Source organism: Providencia rustigianii DSM 4541 (genome assembly GCF_000156395.1).
GTDB classification, from domain to species: Bacteria; Pseudomonadota; Gammaproteobacteria; order Enterobacterales; family Enterobacteriaceae; genus Providencia; species Providencia rustigianii.
Genome location: NZ_GG703822.1, coordinates 36,767 through 53,190, shown reverse-complemented (window position 1 = coordinate 53,190; position 16,424 = coordinate 36,767). Strand labels below are relative to the sequence as shown.

The following is a 16,424-nucleotide window of genomic DNA, read 5'->3' as shown; positions in this document are numbered from 1 at the left end:
CTTTACCCCAAAAATTTCCACATTCGACTCCATGAGTGAAGTTTCTATTGCATCATCACCATCAAAGAAGTCGAAACTGGAAATTTTTTGTGAGTATTAAACGTGACAAAATATGAACCAGTGTGCAAGTGAATTTCATCACTAATAGTAAGAAGATTAGTAATGACGCTAATAATACGAATAAATATATGATTTAGTGATTTCCATATTGGAAAATGCTATTTTCCAATTAATCCATACGCTATCTCATTTATCCCGATTAAAATTAGGGTGTTAATTCTCATAAAGCAGCTTATCTCATGACCAAATATGTCCTTTTTAGTTTCTGGATAGTGCTAATCTATCCTCTCGGCGTCGATCTCCATTTAACTGGTATTCCTTATATTGCTGCGGATCTGAACGCAACCGAAAGCCAGCTTCATGTAGCCTTTTCTATTTATCTCGCTGGAATGGCATCCACAATGCTGGTTGCAGGATGGTGTGCTGACCATATCGGCCGTAAACCTGTCGTATTAGTAGGCGCAACGGTATTTGCTATTTCCTCCATCATGGCGGGAAATTCCACATCGATTGATGTTTTCCTGATGGCGCGATTCCTACAAGGCATCGGTGCTGGCTTCTGTTATGTGGTGACTTTCGCGATTTTACGTGATGTTCTTAGTCCACAAAGACGAACAAAAGTATTGGCGGCAATGAATGGCGTGACCTGTATTGCACCGGTACTCGCTCCTGTGATTGGATTTGCGATTTTGCTCGCCTACCATTGGTCAATGATGTTTTACTTTATGGCAGCCTATGCGGTCATCAGTATTATTGTCTGCTTAGTGTTGATAAAAGAAACCAAACCTGTAGCTCGACAAGAAACCGATGAATCCACATCTCAACCAGAAACGCCTGAAAAAATCTTCAATCATTTCTTTGTCACTCGTTTAATTGTTTCGTGCTTTGGGATGGCAGTGATCCTGACTTATGTGAACGTCGCCCCGATTATTTTGATGGGCAATCTTGGCTTCACGACGGGGCAGTATTCTACCGCAATGACCGCATTGGCGATGGTGAGCATGGGAACCTCGTTCCTAATGCCGAAATTAATCTCACAATTTAATAGCCAATCCCTGTTAAATACCGCGCTCGGCTTATTCCTGTTCAATGCTGTGATATTGTCCGTATACCTGTTTGCTTACCCAAATTTGGTGCTACTCTTTATTGTATTCGCTTTCTGTGGAATGGGTTTCTCGATGCAGTTCGGGATTATCATGAGCCAAGCATTATCCCCATTTGCCAGAAAAGCCGGCATTGCTAGCTCCATTCTCGCCATTTCTCAACTCAGCTTTGCCTCTGTATATATTTGGGTGATGGGAGCGATAGGCACCCCATCAATCAGTATGTTATTGATAATCTTGCTTGCCGCTGGGGTGATTGGCATGGCGTTACTGAGAATGCCAACGGCGCAAGCCAGCCAGAAGGTCGTTACATGTGAATAAACAATTGCATCGCTTAGATTTGAACTTACTGGTTATTCTGCAATATTTGATGGAAGAACGCAGTGTGAGTCTTGCCGCTAAGCGCCTTGCGATTACCCCATCCTCAGTGAGTAAATCGTTGGCAAAACTACGCCAATGGTTTGATGACCCATTATTTATTCGTAGCCCGCAAGGGCTACTCCCTACCCCATTGATGCACCGCATTGAAAAATCATTACCTGAGTTTTTAAATTTATCCCACTATATTGCCGAGATCCGCGATACCGAAAAACCACGAGGCATGACGTTTCGGCTCATGATGGAAGCACCATTAAACCTCATTATGCTCCATGATTTATCCCTCAATATTCTCAACCAATATCCAGAGTCGGAAGTCATTGTACGGGATTGGGACTATAACTCGTTGGCGGCGCTGATTGCGGGGGATGCAGACATCGGATTAGTGGGGCGTGAAAGCTTTCATTTGTCAAAAGAGTCGATTAACCATTTACCGGATATTCTTAATTTCGAAGTATTATTTACCGATAGACCCCTCGCGTTTATTCGCAGTGACCATCCCATTTTGCAAGAGGAATGGACATTGGCAAATTATTTAAAATATCCCCATATTAGTACTGAATTTGGTAACCGCATTCCATGGGCATTGGATGATTTACTCGAAACCATGGGGCTTCATCGCCAAATTCATTTATCCTTCTCGACCTTTGAGCAATCACTGTTAATGGCTTCTCGCCCTGAACACAACCTTATCACCAGCTCTCCGGGTTATTGCCAACACTATGTTAATGATTTCAATCTTGATTTAGTCTGCCGTCCACTACCTGTAGATGAGATTTTATATCAACAACTTGAAATTCCATTTTTAATGCTGTGGCATAAGCGCAACTCCTATAATTCCAAAACCCTCTGGTTAAGAGAGCAAATCAAGAGCAGTATTCTTGAGTTTGTGAATACATAAAAAATGCCATGGCAAGGAGTATGAATTACCATGGCAAAAGCAAGGAACACTGAGATACAAAAATAACGGAGGACTACCCTTGAACAGCTTTAAAGCGGGGGTTGGTTTTGCAAATCACATAAATTCGACCGCGACGACGTACCACTTGGCAATCAGGGTGACGCTGTTTGGCGGTTTTTAATGAACTGAGTACTTTCATTGTAACTTCCTTTAAATGTAATGTTATAATATAACAATAAACTAATTAAATTCGTCTCGCAATCCTTTTATGGGAAACTTTTTGTATAATTAGAACATTGCACACTCTCAGTCATTATTTCTCAAATAGATAGGTATCTATTCGAGTCTTAGACCTATAAGAGGAAGATCTAATGTATTACGGCTTTGACATGGGCGGCACCAAAATTGAGTTGGCGGTATTCGACCACGATTTGAATCCTGTTTGGCAAAAACGAGTTCCAACCCCCAAAGATGACTATCAGGCATTATTGAATGTATTTAATGAGTTAACAGCCGAAGCGGATGCCAAATTCAGTTGCCAAGGCAAAGTGGGCGTTGGTGTTCCCGGAATTGTGAACCACGCTGACGGAATTGTGTTTACTACCAATGTGCCCGCCGCAAAATATAAGCCCCTCGTCCACGATCTGGCTAAAACCTTAAAGCGCCCCGTCAAAGTAGAAAATGATGCTAACTGTTTTGCCTTATCGGAAGCATGGGATCCTGATTTTAAGCGCTATCCAAGTGTGCTTGGTATTATTTTAGGTACTGGTGTCGGCGGTGGTTTCGTCATCAATGGCAAAGTGCTGTCCGGTAAAAACGGTATTGCAGGCGAAATTGGGCACATGAATATGAGTGTCAGAGCAGCAAAACTCTTGGGAGATACCGTTCCTGAAGTTCTTTGTGGCTGTGGGCAAACGGCTTGCTTTGAGACATATCTATCCGGCCCCGGATTTGAGCGTATTTATACCGCTTTTACGGGTGAAAAATGCCCTGCCATTGAAATTATCCAACGCTATCAGCAGGGTGATTTACACGCTAAACAACATGTTGAGCGCTATATGGCGGTGCTGGCAATGTTTATGGGACAAGTGATCACGGTATTTGATCCTGATTTAGTGGTATTTGGTGGCGGTTTATCACAATTTGATGATATCTATCGCTTATTACCTGAAATTCTACCGCAATACCTGTATGGGATCGCCAAATTACCCGCTATCGAAAAAGCTCGTTATGGGAATTCGGGTGGCGCACGAGGTGCAGCTTTCCTCAATTTAGTCGATTAACATCGGACATCAATAATGCAAACTTGGCTAAGCCCACGGATTAAATTACTGATAGCATTAGTGGGCTTACTGGTCATCATTCAAGTAGCCAATAGCCTCAGCGGTAATGCACTGGTAGGTTTTGGTATTATTCCAAGAACCCTAAATGGGTTAGTAGGCATTATTTTTGCTCCATTTATCCACGGAGATTGGGAACATTTACTTAGTAATCTCCCTCCGCTTCTAATCCTCAGCGCATTACTACTCCACGACTCTATCAAGGCTTACGCCCGAGCCTCTGCATTTATTATTCTGGTTGGGGGATTAATGGTATGGATCATCGGAAGAAATGCCGTTCACATTGGTGCGAGCGGCTGGATTTTTGGGCTTTGGGGTTTATTAATCGCCCAAGGTTTTCTTCGCCGTAAACTGCTCGATATTATTATTGCTCTGCTAGTTTTGTTCTATTTCGGCGCGATGGCGAGTGGTTTATTACCCGTCCATCAACGAATATCGACTGAATCCCATATTGCAGGTGCATTTTCTGGCATTCTGTACGCATGGTTAATCCATAAAAAATTTAGAATTAAAGCCTCTTAGCCGCTAAAGTCACTCGATAAACACAGCGCCCAGCACCATCCAAAAGATACTGTTCCCGATCAACCTGTGCTTCCTCACCCACGACATCACGAAATAGCGCTAGCTCAGAACGACAAAAGTTTTGGCACGCGGTTGCAGCAGCACAAATTGGGCAATGGTTTTCGATAAATAACCAGCTATCGCCATCTTGTTCAACTTTGGCCATATAGCCTTCTTCACTGCGAACTTCGGCTAACTCCGCCAAACGTTGTGCTAACGGTAAGTTTTTACAGCGCGCTAAATATTTAGTTCGGCTTTCTGCTTCACGCTGCTCGATCAGTTTCTCAAGCCCGTCATCACCAAAAATAGTTCTGACTGAATCAATCAACTGTAATGCCAGCTGAGCATGGGTATCTGGAAAGCGCTGATGCCCTAATTCGGTGAGCACCCAATTTTGCCGTGGGCGGCCAGCTCCTGATTGAGCGGCGCACTGTACCCCTTCCACCAGCCCCAACGAAGTCAGCTTCTGTACATGTTGACGAGCCGCTTCTCCGGTTAAATTCAGGTCATTTGCAATCACAGAGGTGGAGATTGGTCCTTTAGTTTTAATACAAAACAGGACTTTATCCACTGCCTGAGTAAGATTTAAATTATCAAAGTAATTACTTGCTTTATTCATAGTGTGATTTTATTATCCAAGACAATACTTGGATAATACCTTTTTACCTCTCTTTCGTCTAGCAGGCCTATATATGAGCGAACAACCCTCAACATTACCCCAAGGCACATGGGCCGACTTACTCAGTGGCACCAATGCATTACTTACTATAGCCCTGACCGGTGGCGTTGCATTACATGCTATCAATATTTATATCGTCACAACCATTTTACCCAGTGTGGTTAATGATATTGGCGGGCTCGAATATTACGCATGGAATACCACATTATTCGTTGCTACATCCATTATTGGCTCTGCATTATCAAGCAAAATATTAGACAGCTTCGGTCCCAAATTAGCTTACCTCAGTGCATTAACGCTTTTCTCACTTGGATCAATTTGGTGTGCCTCTTCGCCCTCCATGCTGATATTACTGGGAGGACGAGCACTGCAAGGATTCGGTGGCGGTATTTTATTCGCATTGAGTTATGCCCTAATCCGTATCGTATTCACGCCTAATTTATGGTCTCGTGCCATGGGTGTCGTTTCAGGAATGTGGGGTATTGCGACTCTTTGCGGCCCCGCAATTGGCGGAATTTTTGCACAAGGGGGTCATTGGCGCTGGTCGTTCTGGGCGCTACTGCCTGTCGCGATCATTCTGGCTCTCATTGTTATCAATCAGTTACCCGGGAAAAAAGCCCAGCAACCACAAACAGCTAAAATTCCATTCCTAGCCATTTCATTGTTGGTTATTTCAGTCCTCGTTATCTCCATTGGTAGTTTGTCAGACAGTTTACTGACTAATCTAGGGGGATTACTGGTCGGCATTGCACTGTTAATTACCATTGCCATGATCGATGGAAAACGCGGTAAACGCCTATTACCCACGGGGGCTTATTCGTTAAAAACACAGCTCGGGGTCATCTTCCTGACCATGTGTTTGTTAGTCGGCGGAATGACCACCGAAATTTATGTGCCTTACTTTTTACAGACCATTCACCAGTTTTCTCCATTAATTGCAGGCTATCTGACGGCGGTTATGGCTGCTGGCTGGACGATAGGGGCGCTACTGAGTGCCAATAAAACAGGCTCCATAGTCCTCCGTATTCTCAAAATTGGTCCGGTCATCATATTTATCTCATTGGTTATTTTAGCGATACTCACACCAAACTTAGCATTAGTGAACTCAATACCTTTATTTGTTCTCTACTTATTGGCCATGACAGGAGTCGGCTTAGGAATTGGTGTTTGTTGGCCACATTTGGTTCTACGGGTATTCAATGCTGCGCCAGAAGGGGAAGAGAACTTAGCTTCATCCTCAATTATTACCATTCAACTATATGCAACGGCACTGTCTGCTGCACTTGTCGGCGTGGTCGTCAATAACAGTGGTTTAATGAGTCCGGGAGGATTAGTTGGAGCGCAACAGGCTTCAGTCTGGTTATTTGCCCTATTTGCTATCAGCCCATTACTTGCCGCTATATTAATCCGCAAAGTGAAGTAAACGAAAAAGGGAGCCATTTGGCTCCCAATATTTATTTAGCTTGCGGCTATTTTCTTATTACGAAAGAAAAATGGCAGGATGATTAAGCTTAATGCTAAAACCACTGTCGTTGTCACCATCACCGATAAAAATGCATGGTCGAACGCGATATTAGCCTGACCGATCAGAATATTTGCGCTATCTGATGGTAATTTCTCTGCGACAATCAATGCCTCATCGAGGCTATCATAGGCTTTATCAGCCACTGAGAATCCTTCAGGTAATGCGAGTTTAATGGTATACATCGCCGTCATTAATCCGCCCATAAAGGTTACGCCGAGAACACTGCCTAATTCATAAGCCACTTCCTCAATTGAGGCCGCCATTCCGGCTTTATCATCAGGCGCATTCAACATGATAGTGGTTGATGCGGTGGTAAAAATCGCCCCGAGTCCAAAACCTATAAAAAATAAGAATGACAGTAATACGGCTCCGGTGGAAGTTTCAAACACCCAAGTCAGACCAACCACACCAATTAGCGTACAAGCAAAACCGAAAATCATCATCGATCTATCGCCAATTTTATGCAAATACATCCCCGCGAGTGGTGCAGCTAATACGGAAGCGAGTGGGATCGGAATGATGTACAACGCGGCTTCAAACGGGGTATATCCCAACACTAATTGCAAACGCTGGCTTAATAACAGCTCCACGCCCACAATCACCACTACGGATAAAATCGCCATGATAATTCCCGCACAAAATCGCGGATTAGCCATCAAGCGTAAATCCATCATTGGCATCTCAGCGGTAAGCTGACGGCGGACAAATATAATCAGAGAGACCACACCCACAGCTCCCGATATCACCATAGCCATCCAATCGATATTCAGTTTTCCCAGCTCTTTCAGTGAGTAAATGACACCTACTAATCCCACTAAAACCATTATTGAACCAATAAAATCAATTGGTTGATGGGATTGCCCTGCAATTTTAGGAATTAAACGCAGCGCAAATGGGATCACCAGTAAAACGACCGGAACATTGATGAGGAATACCGATCCCCACCAGAAATGGTTGAGTAATATGCCGCCAACCAGTGGGCCTATCGCTGCACCACCAGATGCGACGGCAGACCAAATACCAATGGCTAATGCCCGCTCTTTAGGATCTAAGAAAACTTGGCGAACGATTGCCAAAGTTGCAGGCATGCTGATTGCCGCCCCAACGGCCAAGAATCCTCGAGATAGAATTAAGCTGAATGCGGTTGGGGAGAATGCCGCACACAGAGACGCCAGTGCAAACAACGGCAATCCCAGTAAGAACATGCGCTTATGACCCACTTTATCACTCAACATTCCCGCCGCAGGTAATAACCCAGCAACAACCAGCGGATACGCATTCATAATCCAGAGTTTTTCAGACGAACTTGCACCCAAGTCATGGGTTAGCTTAGGTAGTGCGGTGTATAGCACTGTGACGTCGATGACGATAAGAAATAGAACACTCGACACTAATAGTAAGATAATCCAACGTTTATAATCTGCTATCATAAAATCTTCTCAATCTGTTTAGTCGATCACCGTGATAGATGATCGTGCTACAATATAATTCCATACGTGCGTATTGAAAAGAGGTTTTTCTAAATGGGACGTCAACGAAAAATCGATCGTGATAAAGTGCTAGAAGCCGCCGAAGAGATCGTTATCCATCAAGGTGCCACTGCACTGACTATCGATGCCGTCGCCAAAGCGATGGGAATTTCTAAAGGTGGAGTCCAATACTGCTTTGGCAATAAAGAGGCACTGATCGATGCAATGTTTGAGCGTTGGAGCCAGTCTTATGATGAGATTTTTAACCGAGCCGTTGAGCAGGATAATTCTCCAGAAGGTCTGGTTATTGCTCATGTAAAAGCCACTGCCGATCATGATAAAACCAGTATTGCCAAAGGTGCGGCATTAATGGCATCTTTGCTACAAACCCCCGAATATTTAGAAAGTACCCGAAAGTGGTATCGTGAACGGATTGAGAATTTAGATTTATCCACAGAAAGCGGTAAGCGAGCCCGAATGATGTTTTTAGCCGCTGAAGGCGCTTTTATACTGCGTTATTTTGGATTAATGGAAATTAATGACGAAGAATGGCAGTCAATCTTTATCGATATGATGACCGTATTTAAAAAGTAACTTTTTTCGCTTAGAGAGGCATATACGCTCATATGCCTCTTATTCATCATCTCTACTCTTGAGCGTTTATCTTGCGGATATGTTTATAGATCGTCGCCGAACTGATGCCTAACTCAACAGAAACTATTTTATGTGCCGCAGGGAATTCAAACATTCCACAGTCATGCAGCTCCTTAATGATTTCATAGTTCTTATTTTTGCTTGGGATATTTTTATTGGAATAAACCGTATTTTTGATCGGTTCAAGGTGGTCCATAATTAATTTGTTAATATCCTGAGAAAAATTTTCATTCTTTGAATTCTGGCTACTGCTCATTAAATCAACCATCGCATTCATTGGCATATCCAAGGCCCAGTTCATGCACACCATACCAATGGGTTGATTTTCTAAGTTAACAATCAATGTTGAGGAGGAACGGAAAGGTCGAATACTTTTAGTATTAAAATAGACATCCCACGACGAATGATTTTTTTTAAAGCCTGCCAATTTTTCCAATGCAATGTTTGTTACCGGTGCCCCTAGGGTTCTTCCGGTTAAATGTCCATTCGCTATGTGAATGACTGAGCTGTGTAAATCTTCAAAACTATGTAGAACAACTTCGCAATATGGCCCCAAAAACTCACCAAGGCACTCAATCATCGGAACATAAGACTGTAAAAGTTTACGATCTTGCTCCGTAAATACATGATTTATACTCGTTTCCATATTTGTTAGCCTGCTGCCAAAAGTTTTATTAATCTTAGATAATTAAGTCAACTATTTCAATCCTAAAAACCAAAACACCTCACTGAGTAAACTATTTTTTTACTTAATCAAATATTAGACGCCTATCACGGTGTTGGATTTTTCCATGTGGTTAAATGCTGATCATCAAGTCGTGTCATTAAAGGAGTGAAAAATGATCATCTCAACAACCAATGCCCCAAAAGCTATCGGCCCTTATTCTCAAGCAAGACAAGTTGGCAACACGGTCTATATTTCTGGCTGCTGCCCTTTTCACCATGAAGATGGCTCGATTGTTGGAACGGATATTACTGAGCAAACACATCAAGTGATGAAAAATTTGCAGGCTATCGTTGAAGCCGCTGGATTGACAATGAATGACATTGTGAAAACCACCTGCTTTATCAGTGATATGAATAACTTTGTGACATTTAATGGGATCTACCAGTCTTATTTCTCTGAAGGCATCTACCCAGCTCGTTCATGTGTGGAAGTTTCTCGTCTACCAAAAGATGTGTTGATTGAAGTTGAGGCTGTCGTTGTAAAACAATAATAACAAGGCGGATGTATGAATAAGTGGATAAGACTTAGTTTTCTCATTCTTGGTGCTGGAACCATTTTCAAGTTATCCAGCATGAAAGATGTTTTCTATGTTCCTATGCAGCAAGATTGGGGACTAACTAATGCCCAAATTGGTTTTGGTTTTACTGTTTACACCATTGTCCAAACCATTGGTCTATTTTCATCGTTATATATTGCGGATAGATTTTCGAAAAAAATCCTTCTACCCGTGGGCTTAATTGGTGTTGGACTCTGTGGGGCATACTTATCCACTCTTCCTCCATTTACAGGTTATCTGATTGCGTTTGCCATCATGGCATTATTTGCCGATGTAATTTACTGGCCTGTACTACTTAAAGCCGTCCGTTTGCTGGGTGATAAAAAAGAGCAAGGGCGTCTGTTTGGTTTCCTAGAGGCGGGTCGTGGCGTTGTCGACGTCATTATTGCTTCCGGTGCACTCTATGTTTTCGTCCTGTTTGGTGAAGGTAAAGCCGGCATGCAAGCGGGATTAATGTTCTACACCATCGTGACGGTACTTATCGGTGTCATCACCTATTTCATCGTAACCGATGATGATAAAAAAGTGGTTGAAAACGCCTCAGAAGCTAACAAACAAGTTATTGAAGGGATAAAAAGTGTCATCAAATGTCCTAACTTGTGGTTAGCCTCGATGACTATCTTCTTTATCTATGCATCATACTGTGGATTGACTTACTTCATTCCATTCTTGAAAGATATCTATGCGCTACCAATTGCGTTGATTGGGGCTTACGGAATTATTAACCAATATGCCCTGAAGATGGTTGGTGGTCCAATTGGTGGATTCTTATCCGATAAAGTTTTTAAATCACCGACTAAATTCTTACAGTTCACCTGTTTATTATCCGCGGTTGCAATGGGTCTGTTTATGCTACTGCCCCATGAAACAATGAACGTCTATTTAGGCATGGCGGCAACCTTAGGATTCGGGGCGATTATTTTCTGCCAACGCGCTATCTTCTTCGCACCAATGGAAGAAATTGGAACTAAACGTGAATATGCCGGATCGGCAATGGCATTCGCTTGTATTCTTGGCTATATGCCGGCCATGTTCGCCTACGCTATCTATGGTTCTTTCTTAGATAACTACCCAGGAATTACCGGTTATAACTTTGTTTTTAGCATGATGATCATGTTCAGTTTACTCGGTTTTGTGACAGCTAAAATCTTAACTAAACGCATCAAACAACGCGAAGCTGACACTGCCACAGCAAATGAATAGACTTGAAATCACAGGTGAAAAAAATGACTAATATTGAAGCCCAAAAAATTATTGAACGAATTGATTCAATGCCGCTGTATCTTCATGCTTATGCATTCCATTTAAACATGAGAAAAGAGCGAATTTTACCCGATGATTTATTAGAGATAGCGAAAAAGCTTTATTTAACGGGCGCTAAAATCCATGTTGAAGATGGCGAAACTCAAGCACTGAAAACCATGAGTGACGAGCAATTAGAGGCATTTGGACAAAAAGCCAAAGAGTATAATCTCGACCTTAAAATTGAAACTAGCTCATCCGCAGCTAGCGCTATTGATGAAGCGGTACATATTGCGTTGAAAACCGGGGCAAGTTCTATTCGCTTTTACCCTCGCTATGAAGGCAACCTGCAAGACGTACTTCAAAAGGTCAAAGCGGATATCCAATACATCAAAGATACTCACGAACATACCGGTTTAAAATTTGTCATCGAACAGCATGAAGACTTGAAAAGTCATGAATTAAATCAGTTAGTTGAAGAAGCGGATTTCCCTAACTTTTCCCTACTGTTTGATTTTGGCAACATGTTCAACGCTAATGAACTGCCATTAGATGCTTTCGATAAAATGAAAGATAATATTACTCAGGTTCATATGAAAGATGCGGTTCGTGTTCCTGAAGGCAAAGGTTTTGGTCATAAAGCCAGCCTGTCTGGTGAAGGTGAAGTCCCATTCAAAACATTGTTGAAAAAACTGATTTGTTTAGGTGACGAAAAGCCGCAAGTGGTCTCTTTTGGGTTAGAGGAAGAAGTGGATTATTACGCTCCTGCATTTCGTTTTGATGATGAAGGCGATAACCCGTGGATCCCATACCGCGGTGCAAGTGAAACCCCAATGCCAACTGAAGGGCTTGATGCCCGACTAGAAAAAGAGATGAATGACGCCATAAACCAACTCGCTTTTGTGCGAAATATTGCTGAAGAATTAAAACAAGAAGCGATCGCCGTTCTCAATAAATAGCGATATTTCCACTCAATAAAAAATCCGATTTCGTGATAAACGTTATCGGATTTTTTTATGTGAAAATAGATAGAATTTGTCAGCTATTTTTTATCGTAAACACTCGGTACAAATACGTTTCTTTCGATCATTTTCTCGATTTGTTTATTCAAAATGGTTTCGCGATAGTGTTTATGATTTCCTTGCGGCTCATGTAAATAGGTATTTTTCGGGTAGATTGGGTTTTCATAAATTAGCTGAGCACATTCGGTACGAATATCTTTCAACCAGTTACTCACCGAGGCATTAGAGCGGTGATAACGCATGGCTTCAATATCAATCACCCCATACACATAGGTTGAGCCGTTGGTATCTTCTTGTTTACCAACAATTTTACCCTTGTAATCCACAATCAATGAACGCCCACCACCGCAATCAATTGGCGCTTGCGTGGTTGGGAACATGTACATTGAACCGATGTTAGGTGCGACCACGTATAAGTTATTCTCCAATGCTCGGGCACGGTTAGAAATTTCAAATAGATCATTTTCAGTGAAGGGTGTCGGTAGAGAAGCTCGATAGACAACTTCCGCTCCATTCAATGCTAGACCGCGCCCATTTTCGGGGAAGTTGCCTTCCATCGCCATCATGATCCCTAAACGACCAATTTCAGTGTCAACGACAGGCCAAAAAGATTGTAATGAGCGCCCATATTTTTTTATCCATTCATCGTAGAGATCATGGGGAGAAGCGGAGCGTTCACAAGGTAATAACGATGACATTTTGTGATGCTTAAGAATGATGTTTCCCTTTGGATCAATAACGAAACCAACGTTAAACATAATACCCGGCCAGTCTGGGTCACGGGTTTTTGCCTGAGCCATGATGAACACATTCTGTGATTTGGCCAGCTCCCCTAATCGGTCAGTTTCAGGCCCCGGAATATCAATAGCGCCATCATTTAAGAATTCTGCAATGGGTAAATCGAGCGCTTCATCATTAAAACCTTGTAAAGCCCCTTCAGGGAGAACTAATAATCGAACAGGAAGATCCAACGACGATAACCATAACGCGCCATGGGATAGTTCCTCAAGATGGTCGATATTTTTCATAATATCGCTACGCGTTTTTATTCCCCAAGTGGTCGGAACTAAACCCACAACACCGTATGGCTTGATCATAATTATTCTCCGATTTTATTTTCGCATGGTCTGCATTGCATCATTCAAAAACTAAACTCATCGAATATTATGTATATGTTAATTTTATGTCAAACAAATATTAAATTAACCATATCGAATGATAAATCATGATATTCACCTGATTAATTCGCACTATTAAAATAATTATTGATATATTAACAAAATACCAACTGCTTTATTTTTAATAAATATCACCTTACGTTACAGTTAAAAATAAATCAATATTATCAATGCATTGATTATTTTATCCATATTTTAATTACTAATCTAAATTAATTAAGGAAATTATTTCTATTTTATAAATTAAATTAATAAGACATCAACTCTTAAATTTAATTAATGAAATAACCCGAAACAAAAGCTGCAAAGAATATCCATTAAATGCATTTATTGTACATTTCATTAACATTTCTATTGTGATTTAACCTAAAAAAGTAAAGTGTATTTGCGGCTTCCCAGATTTTAAAAAATAGATTTTCAGATTTAAAAAAATATAAGTACTTGCCATTAAAAATATCAGTCGAATTACGATTAGAGAGTGATTTATGACAATACAAACATCTGAAATTACATCTGTATCCTCCAAGCGTACTACCTTTAAAGTGATGTTAGTTTGCTGGTTAAGCATCCTATTTGAAGGTTATGACGTCGGTGTCATGGGGGCAGTTTTACCAACGCTATCTGAATATAAAGAGTGGAATTTAACACCAATAGAATTAGGCGCACTCAGTAGCTATACCTTAGTCGGTATGTTTTTTGGCGCATTTATTATCGGTACATTAAGTGAGTTATACGGTCGACGACGCATGTTGTTAATTTGTGTCACGCTATTTTCGACCACCATGCTAGCAACCGCTTTAGCGCCAACACCTTGGTTTTTTGGTCTGATGCGTTTTATTGGAGGGATTGGGCTAGGCGGTGTCATTCCCGTTGCCGCCGCACTAACCATCGAATATTCACCAACTGAAAAACGTTCATTTAACTATGCCATTATGTACTCAGGTTACTCACTCGGTATTCTATGTGCAGCATTAGTCGCCATTGCCATACTAAGCCAATTTGGTTGGCGGGGCGTGATGATTGTGGGGTCATTGCCTTTATTACTTATCTGGCCAATGGCTCGATTACTTCCTGAATCCATTGAATATCTCAATAACCGAGGACAACACGATAAAGCGAAAAAGCTCGCTGAAAAACTCGAAGTGGCTTATCACGAACCCATAAAAAATGAAAAGCAATCATCACGGAGTTTAAAAGAAGTCGTCGCCATCATTTTTTCAAAAGACTATCTCCGTGCAACCTGCTGCTTTTGGGTTGCACTATTTTGTGGTGGATTCATTGTTTATGGTTTAAATACGTGGTTGCCGTCAATCATGCGCAAAGAAGGCTACGATCTCGGCTCGAGTTTAACCTTCTTAGTGGTATTTAGTTTATCGTCGGCATTAGGCGGATTATTCCTCGGAAAAGTTGCTGATAGATGTGGAGCCAGAGGTACGGTTGCCTTTTTCTTCATGCTCGGTGCACTTGGCATCGGTTTGATGGTCTTCAAGCAAAGTATCTATATGAACTATCTGCTGGTGGGCATTGCTGGCATCGGATGTATCTCCGCGCCGCTAATTTTGACGGGCTATGTCGCTCATTTCTATCCATCAAGTGTTAGGGCATCAGCGACGGGTTGGACGATGAGTATTTCTCGTATTGGTGCTATGTCAGGGCCGATGTTTGGTGCTTATATTGCGAGTTTAGGTGTTGCCAGCAGCTGGAACTTTGCGGCATTTTCTGCGGTTACGATTATTGGCGGCATTGCCGTGATGCTATTACCAAGTAAACGGCTTTAGAGAGTAAACCGATGATCCCCTCTCGATAACAGAGGGGATTTCTCGATGATTCTTATTTCCAGAAACGTGCTATTTGAGTACGCAATGCCTCCGCCGTTGATTTACCTTTCTCACCAACCAATGCCCGTCCCGCGATAAATGCCTTCGCTTTAATGCCTTCAAATAAATGAATATCTTCTGGAACGATGCCCCCGGTGATAGACAGTTCGAGTCCTAAATCTGAAAGCTGGCGCATTTTAGTCAAATCATCAGAAGCCCAGCCAATACCAGCCAGTTCTGCATCTCTAGAGCGGTGATAAATAGCTTGTTTTATCCCTAAATCTACCCATTTTTTAGCATCATCTAGCGTCCAATTACCATACAGTTCAATTTGAATTTCTCTATCAAATTCGTCGGCAATTTTTTTGCATGCTTCAATGGTCGCAATGTGTGCAGCGGCAGAAACTGTAATCCAATCAGCTCCAGCCTCAAATGCCATACGCGATAAAATTGCGCCGCCATCCGTGGTTTTCATATCGCAGACAATGATATGCGATGGATGATTCTTACGCAGTGTTGAGACGGCTTTCATTCCTTCTGCAAACGCTAAAATAGTACCAATTTCGATGATATCGACAAAAGATTCCACATTATTAGCAACATGAATTGCATCACTAAGATTAGTTTGGTCTAACGCGATTTGAATAAGAGGCTGAGTCATCTGATTATCCTAATTTTTTATTTATAAAATGGCGATACCGAATGGGCACTTACGCTAATGCAGCATCAATAACCTGATAAACATCTTCAGCACTCATGCAGCGACGAATTTTATCGAGATCGATACCGGTTTCACTCTCTTCATCATCAAGAACTTGAGTGACTTCCATTAGCCCTTCCATATGTTCATCTGACGAGCTTCCCGCTAACGTAATCAACACATCGACGGGCTCATCCTCCCCATCAAAGAAAATAGGATTTTTCAGTGTGACAAGGGCAAATGCCGTTTTTAATACCCCATTTTCAGGGCGAGCATGAGGTAACGCTAAATTAGGGGCAATACAAATATAAGGACCCAACTCTTTCACACTACGAATAATTTCATCATGGTAATCTGATAAAATCGCTCCAGACGCAATCAACATATCCGTACCAATTTTAATCGCATCCTGCCAGTTATCCGCTGAAGCTTGTAGCTGTATAGAATTATTATCTATCAGTGATTGTTTAAAACCCATGGCATTGTTCTCCTTGGTTCATAGATATCAAACT

Annotated in this window: 17 protein-coding genes; 10 read left to right on the top strand and 7 right to left on the bottom strand. The window is 41.8% G+C overall.

Features of this window, described 5'->3' with window-relative positions:
• Positions 1-299: 299 nt before the first annotated feature.
• Entirely contained in the window at positions 300-1,484 is a 1,185-nt protein-coding gene (locus PROVRUST_RS17030) for an MdtL family multidrug efflux MFS transporter (protein ID WP_006816142.1), read from the top strand.
• Positions 1,477-2,442, top strand: a complete 966-nt coding sequence (gene yidZ / locus PROVRUST_RS17025; RefSeq protein WP_006816141.1) for an HTH-type transcriptional regulator YidZ — start codon at positions 1,477-1,479, stop codon at positions 2,440-2,442. Before PROVRUST_RS17030 ends, yidZ begins: the two co-directional genes overlap by 8 nt.
• 73 nt (positions 2,443-2,515) lie before the next feature.
• Here yidZ and ykgO read toward each other — a convergent pair whose 3' ends face one another.
• The gene (ykgO, locus tag PROVRUST_RS17020) at positions 2,516-2,641 is read right to left on the bottom strand and encodes a type B 50S ribosomal protein L36 (protein ID WP_006660624.1); all 126 of its coding nucleotides are present in this window, start codon (positions 2,639-2,641) and stop codon (positions 2,516-2,518) included.
• 172 nt (positions 2,642-2,813) lie between these two features.
• Here ykgO and nagK point away from each other — a divergent pair, with 172 nt between their 5' ends.
• Both nagK and PROVRUST_RS17010 read left to right on the top strand, forming a co-directional pair.
• Positions 2,814-3,725 carry an N-acetylglucosamine kinase gene (gene nagK, locus PROVRUST_RS17015; RefSeq protein WP_006816140.1) on the top strand — a complete coding sequence of 304 codons (912 nt, stop codon included), beginning with the start codon at positions 2,814-2,816 and terminating at the stop codon, positions 3,723-3,725.
• A gap of 15 nt (positions 3,726-3,740) precedes the next feature.
• Entirely contained in the window at positions 3,741-4,304 is a 564-nt protein-coding gene (locus tag PROVRUST_RS17010) for a rhomboid family intramembrane serine protease (RefSeq protein WP_006816139.1), read from the top strand.
• On the opposite strand, the gene PROVRUST_RS17005 is transcribed toward PROVRUST_RS17010, so the two are convergent.
• Positions 4,291-4,962 carry a helix-turn-helix transcriptional regulator gene (locus tag PROVRUST_RS17005; protein ID WP_006816138.1) on the bottom strand — a complete coding sequence of 224 codons (672 nt, stop codon included), beginning with the start codon at positions 4,960-4,962 and terminating at the stop codon, positions 4,291-4,293. The genes PROVRUST_RS17010 and PROVRUST_RS17005 overlap by 14 nt on opposite strands.
• Positions 4,963-5,035: 73 nt before the next feature.
• On the opposite strand from PROVRUST_RS17005, the gene PROVRUST_RS17000 reads away from it, so the two are divergent.
• Complete coding sequence (locus PROVRUST_RS17000) at positions 5,036-6,445, top strand: MFS transporter (protein ID WP_006816137.1); 1,410 nt, start codon at positions 5,036-5,038, stop codon at positions 6,443-6,445.
• A 35-nt stretch (positions 6,446-6,480) separates the two neighbouring features.
• On the opposite strand, the gene PROVRUST_RS16995 is transcribed toward PROVRUST_RS17000, so the two are convergent.
• Complete coding sequence (locus PROVRUST_RS16995) at positions 6,481-7,977, bottom strand: MFS transporter (RefSeq protein ID WP_006816136.1); 1,497 nt, start codon at positions 7,975-7,977, stop codon at positions 6,481-6,483.
• Between the two features lie 93 nt (positions 7,978-8,070).
• Between PROVRUST_RS16995 and PROVRUST_RS16990 the strand changes: the two genes are divergently transcribed.
• Positions 8,071-8,610: a TetR/AcrR family transcriptional regulator gene (locus PROVRUST_RS16990; protein WP_006816135.1), complete on the top strand. Its 540-nt coding sequence runs from the start codon at positions 8,071-8,073 to the stop codon at positions 8,608-8,610.
• A gap of 52 nt (positions 8,611-8,662) precedes the next feature.
• Here PROVRUST_RS16990 and PROVRUST_RS16985 read toward each other — a convergent pair whose 3' ends face one another.
• A complete protein-coding gene (locus PROVRUST_RS16985) occupies positions 8,663-9,316 on the bottom strand; it encodes a helix-turn-helix transcriptional regulator (protein ID WP_006816134.1) in 654 nt (217 codons plus the stop codon).
• A 193-nt stretch (positions 9,317-9,509) separates the two neighbouring features.
• On the opposite strand from PROVRUST_RS16985, the gene PROVRUST_RS16980 reads away from it, so the two are divergent.
• Genes PROVRUST_RS16980 through PROVRUST_RS16970 form a run of 3 tightly spaced genes read left to right on the top strand, consistent with a single transcriptional unit; the run spans position 9,510 to position 12,154 of the window.
• Positions 9,510-9,887: a RidA family protein gene (locus tag PROVRUST_RS16980; RefSeq protein WP_006816133.1), complete on the top strand. Its 378-nt coding sequence runs from the start codon at positions 9,510-9,512 to the stop codon at positions 9,885-9,887.
• A gap of 15 nt (positions 9,888-9,902) precedes the next feature.
• Positions 9,903-11,156, top strand: a complete 1,254-nt coding sequence (locus tag PROVRUST_RS16975; RefSeq protein WP_006816132.1) for an MFS transporter — start codon at positions 9,903-9,905, stop codon at positions 11,154-11,156.
• 23 nt (positions 11,157-11,179) lie between these two features.
• Complete coding sequence (locus tag PROVRUST_RS16970; RefSeq protein WP_006816131.1) at positions 11,180-12,154, top strand: sugar phosphate isomerase/epimerase family protein; 975 nt, start codon at positions 11,180-11,182, stop codon at positions 12,152-12,154.
• 83 nt (positions 12,155-12,237) lie between these two features.
• On the opposite strand, the gene PROVRUST_RS16965 is transcribed toward PROVRUST_RS16970, so the two are convergent.
• On the bottom strand, positions 12,238-13,314 hold the full coding sequence (locus PROVRUST_RS16965; protein ID WP_006816130.1) for a nitrilase-related carbon-nitrogen hydrolase: 1,077 nt from the start codon (positions 13,312-13,314) through the stop codon (positions 12,238-12,240).
• Positions 13,315-13,880: 566 nt separating this feature from the next.
• Here PROVRUST_RS16965 and PROVRUST_RS16960 point away from each other — a divergent pair.
• Positions 13,881-15,173 carry an MFS transporter gene (locus tag PROVRUST_RS16960; RefSeq protein WP_039855842.1) on the top strand — a complete coding sequence of 431 codons (1,293 nt, stop codon included), beginning with the start codon at positions 13,881-13,883 and terminating at the stop codon, positions 15,171-15,173.
• Between the two features lie 52 nt (positions 15,174-15,225).
• Here the strand turns inward: PROVRUST_RS16960 and PROVRUST_RS16955 are convergent, their stop codons facing one another.
• Complete coding sequence (locus PROVRUST_RS16955) at positions 15,226-15,873, bottom strand: 3-keto-L-gulonate-6-phosphate decarboxylase UlaD (RefSeq protein ID WP_006816128.1); 648 nt, start codon at positions 15,871-15,873, stop codon at positions 15,226-15,228.
• A gap of 49 nt (positions 15,874-15,922) precedes the next feature.
• A complete protein-coding gene (locus PROVRUST_RS16950; protein ID WP_006816127.1) occupies positions 15,923-16,390 on the bottom strand; it encodes a PTS sugar transporter subunit IIA in 468 nt (155 codons plus the stop codon).
• Positions 16,391-16,424: the final 34 nt, after the last annotated feature.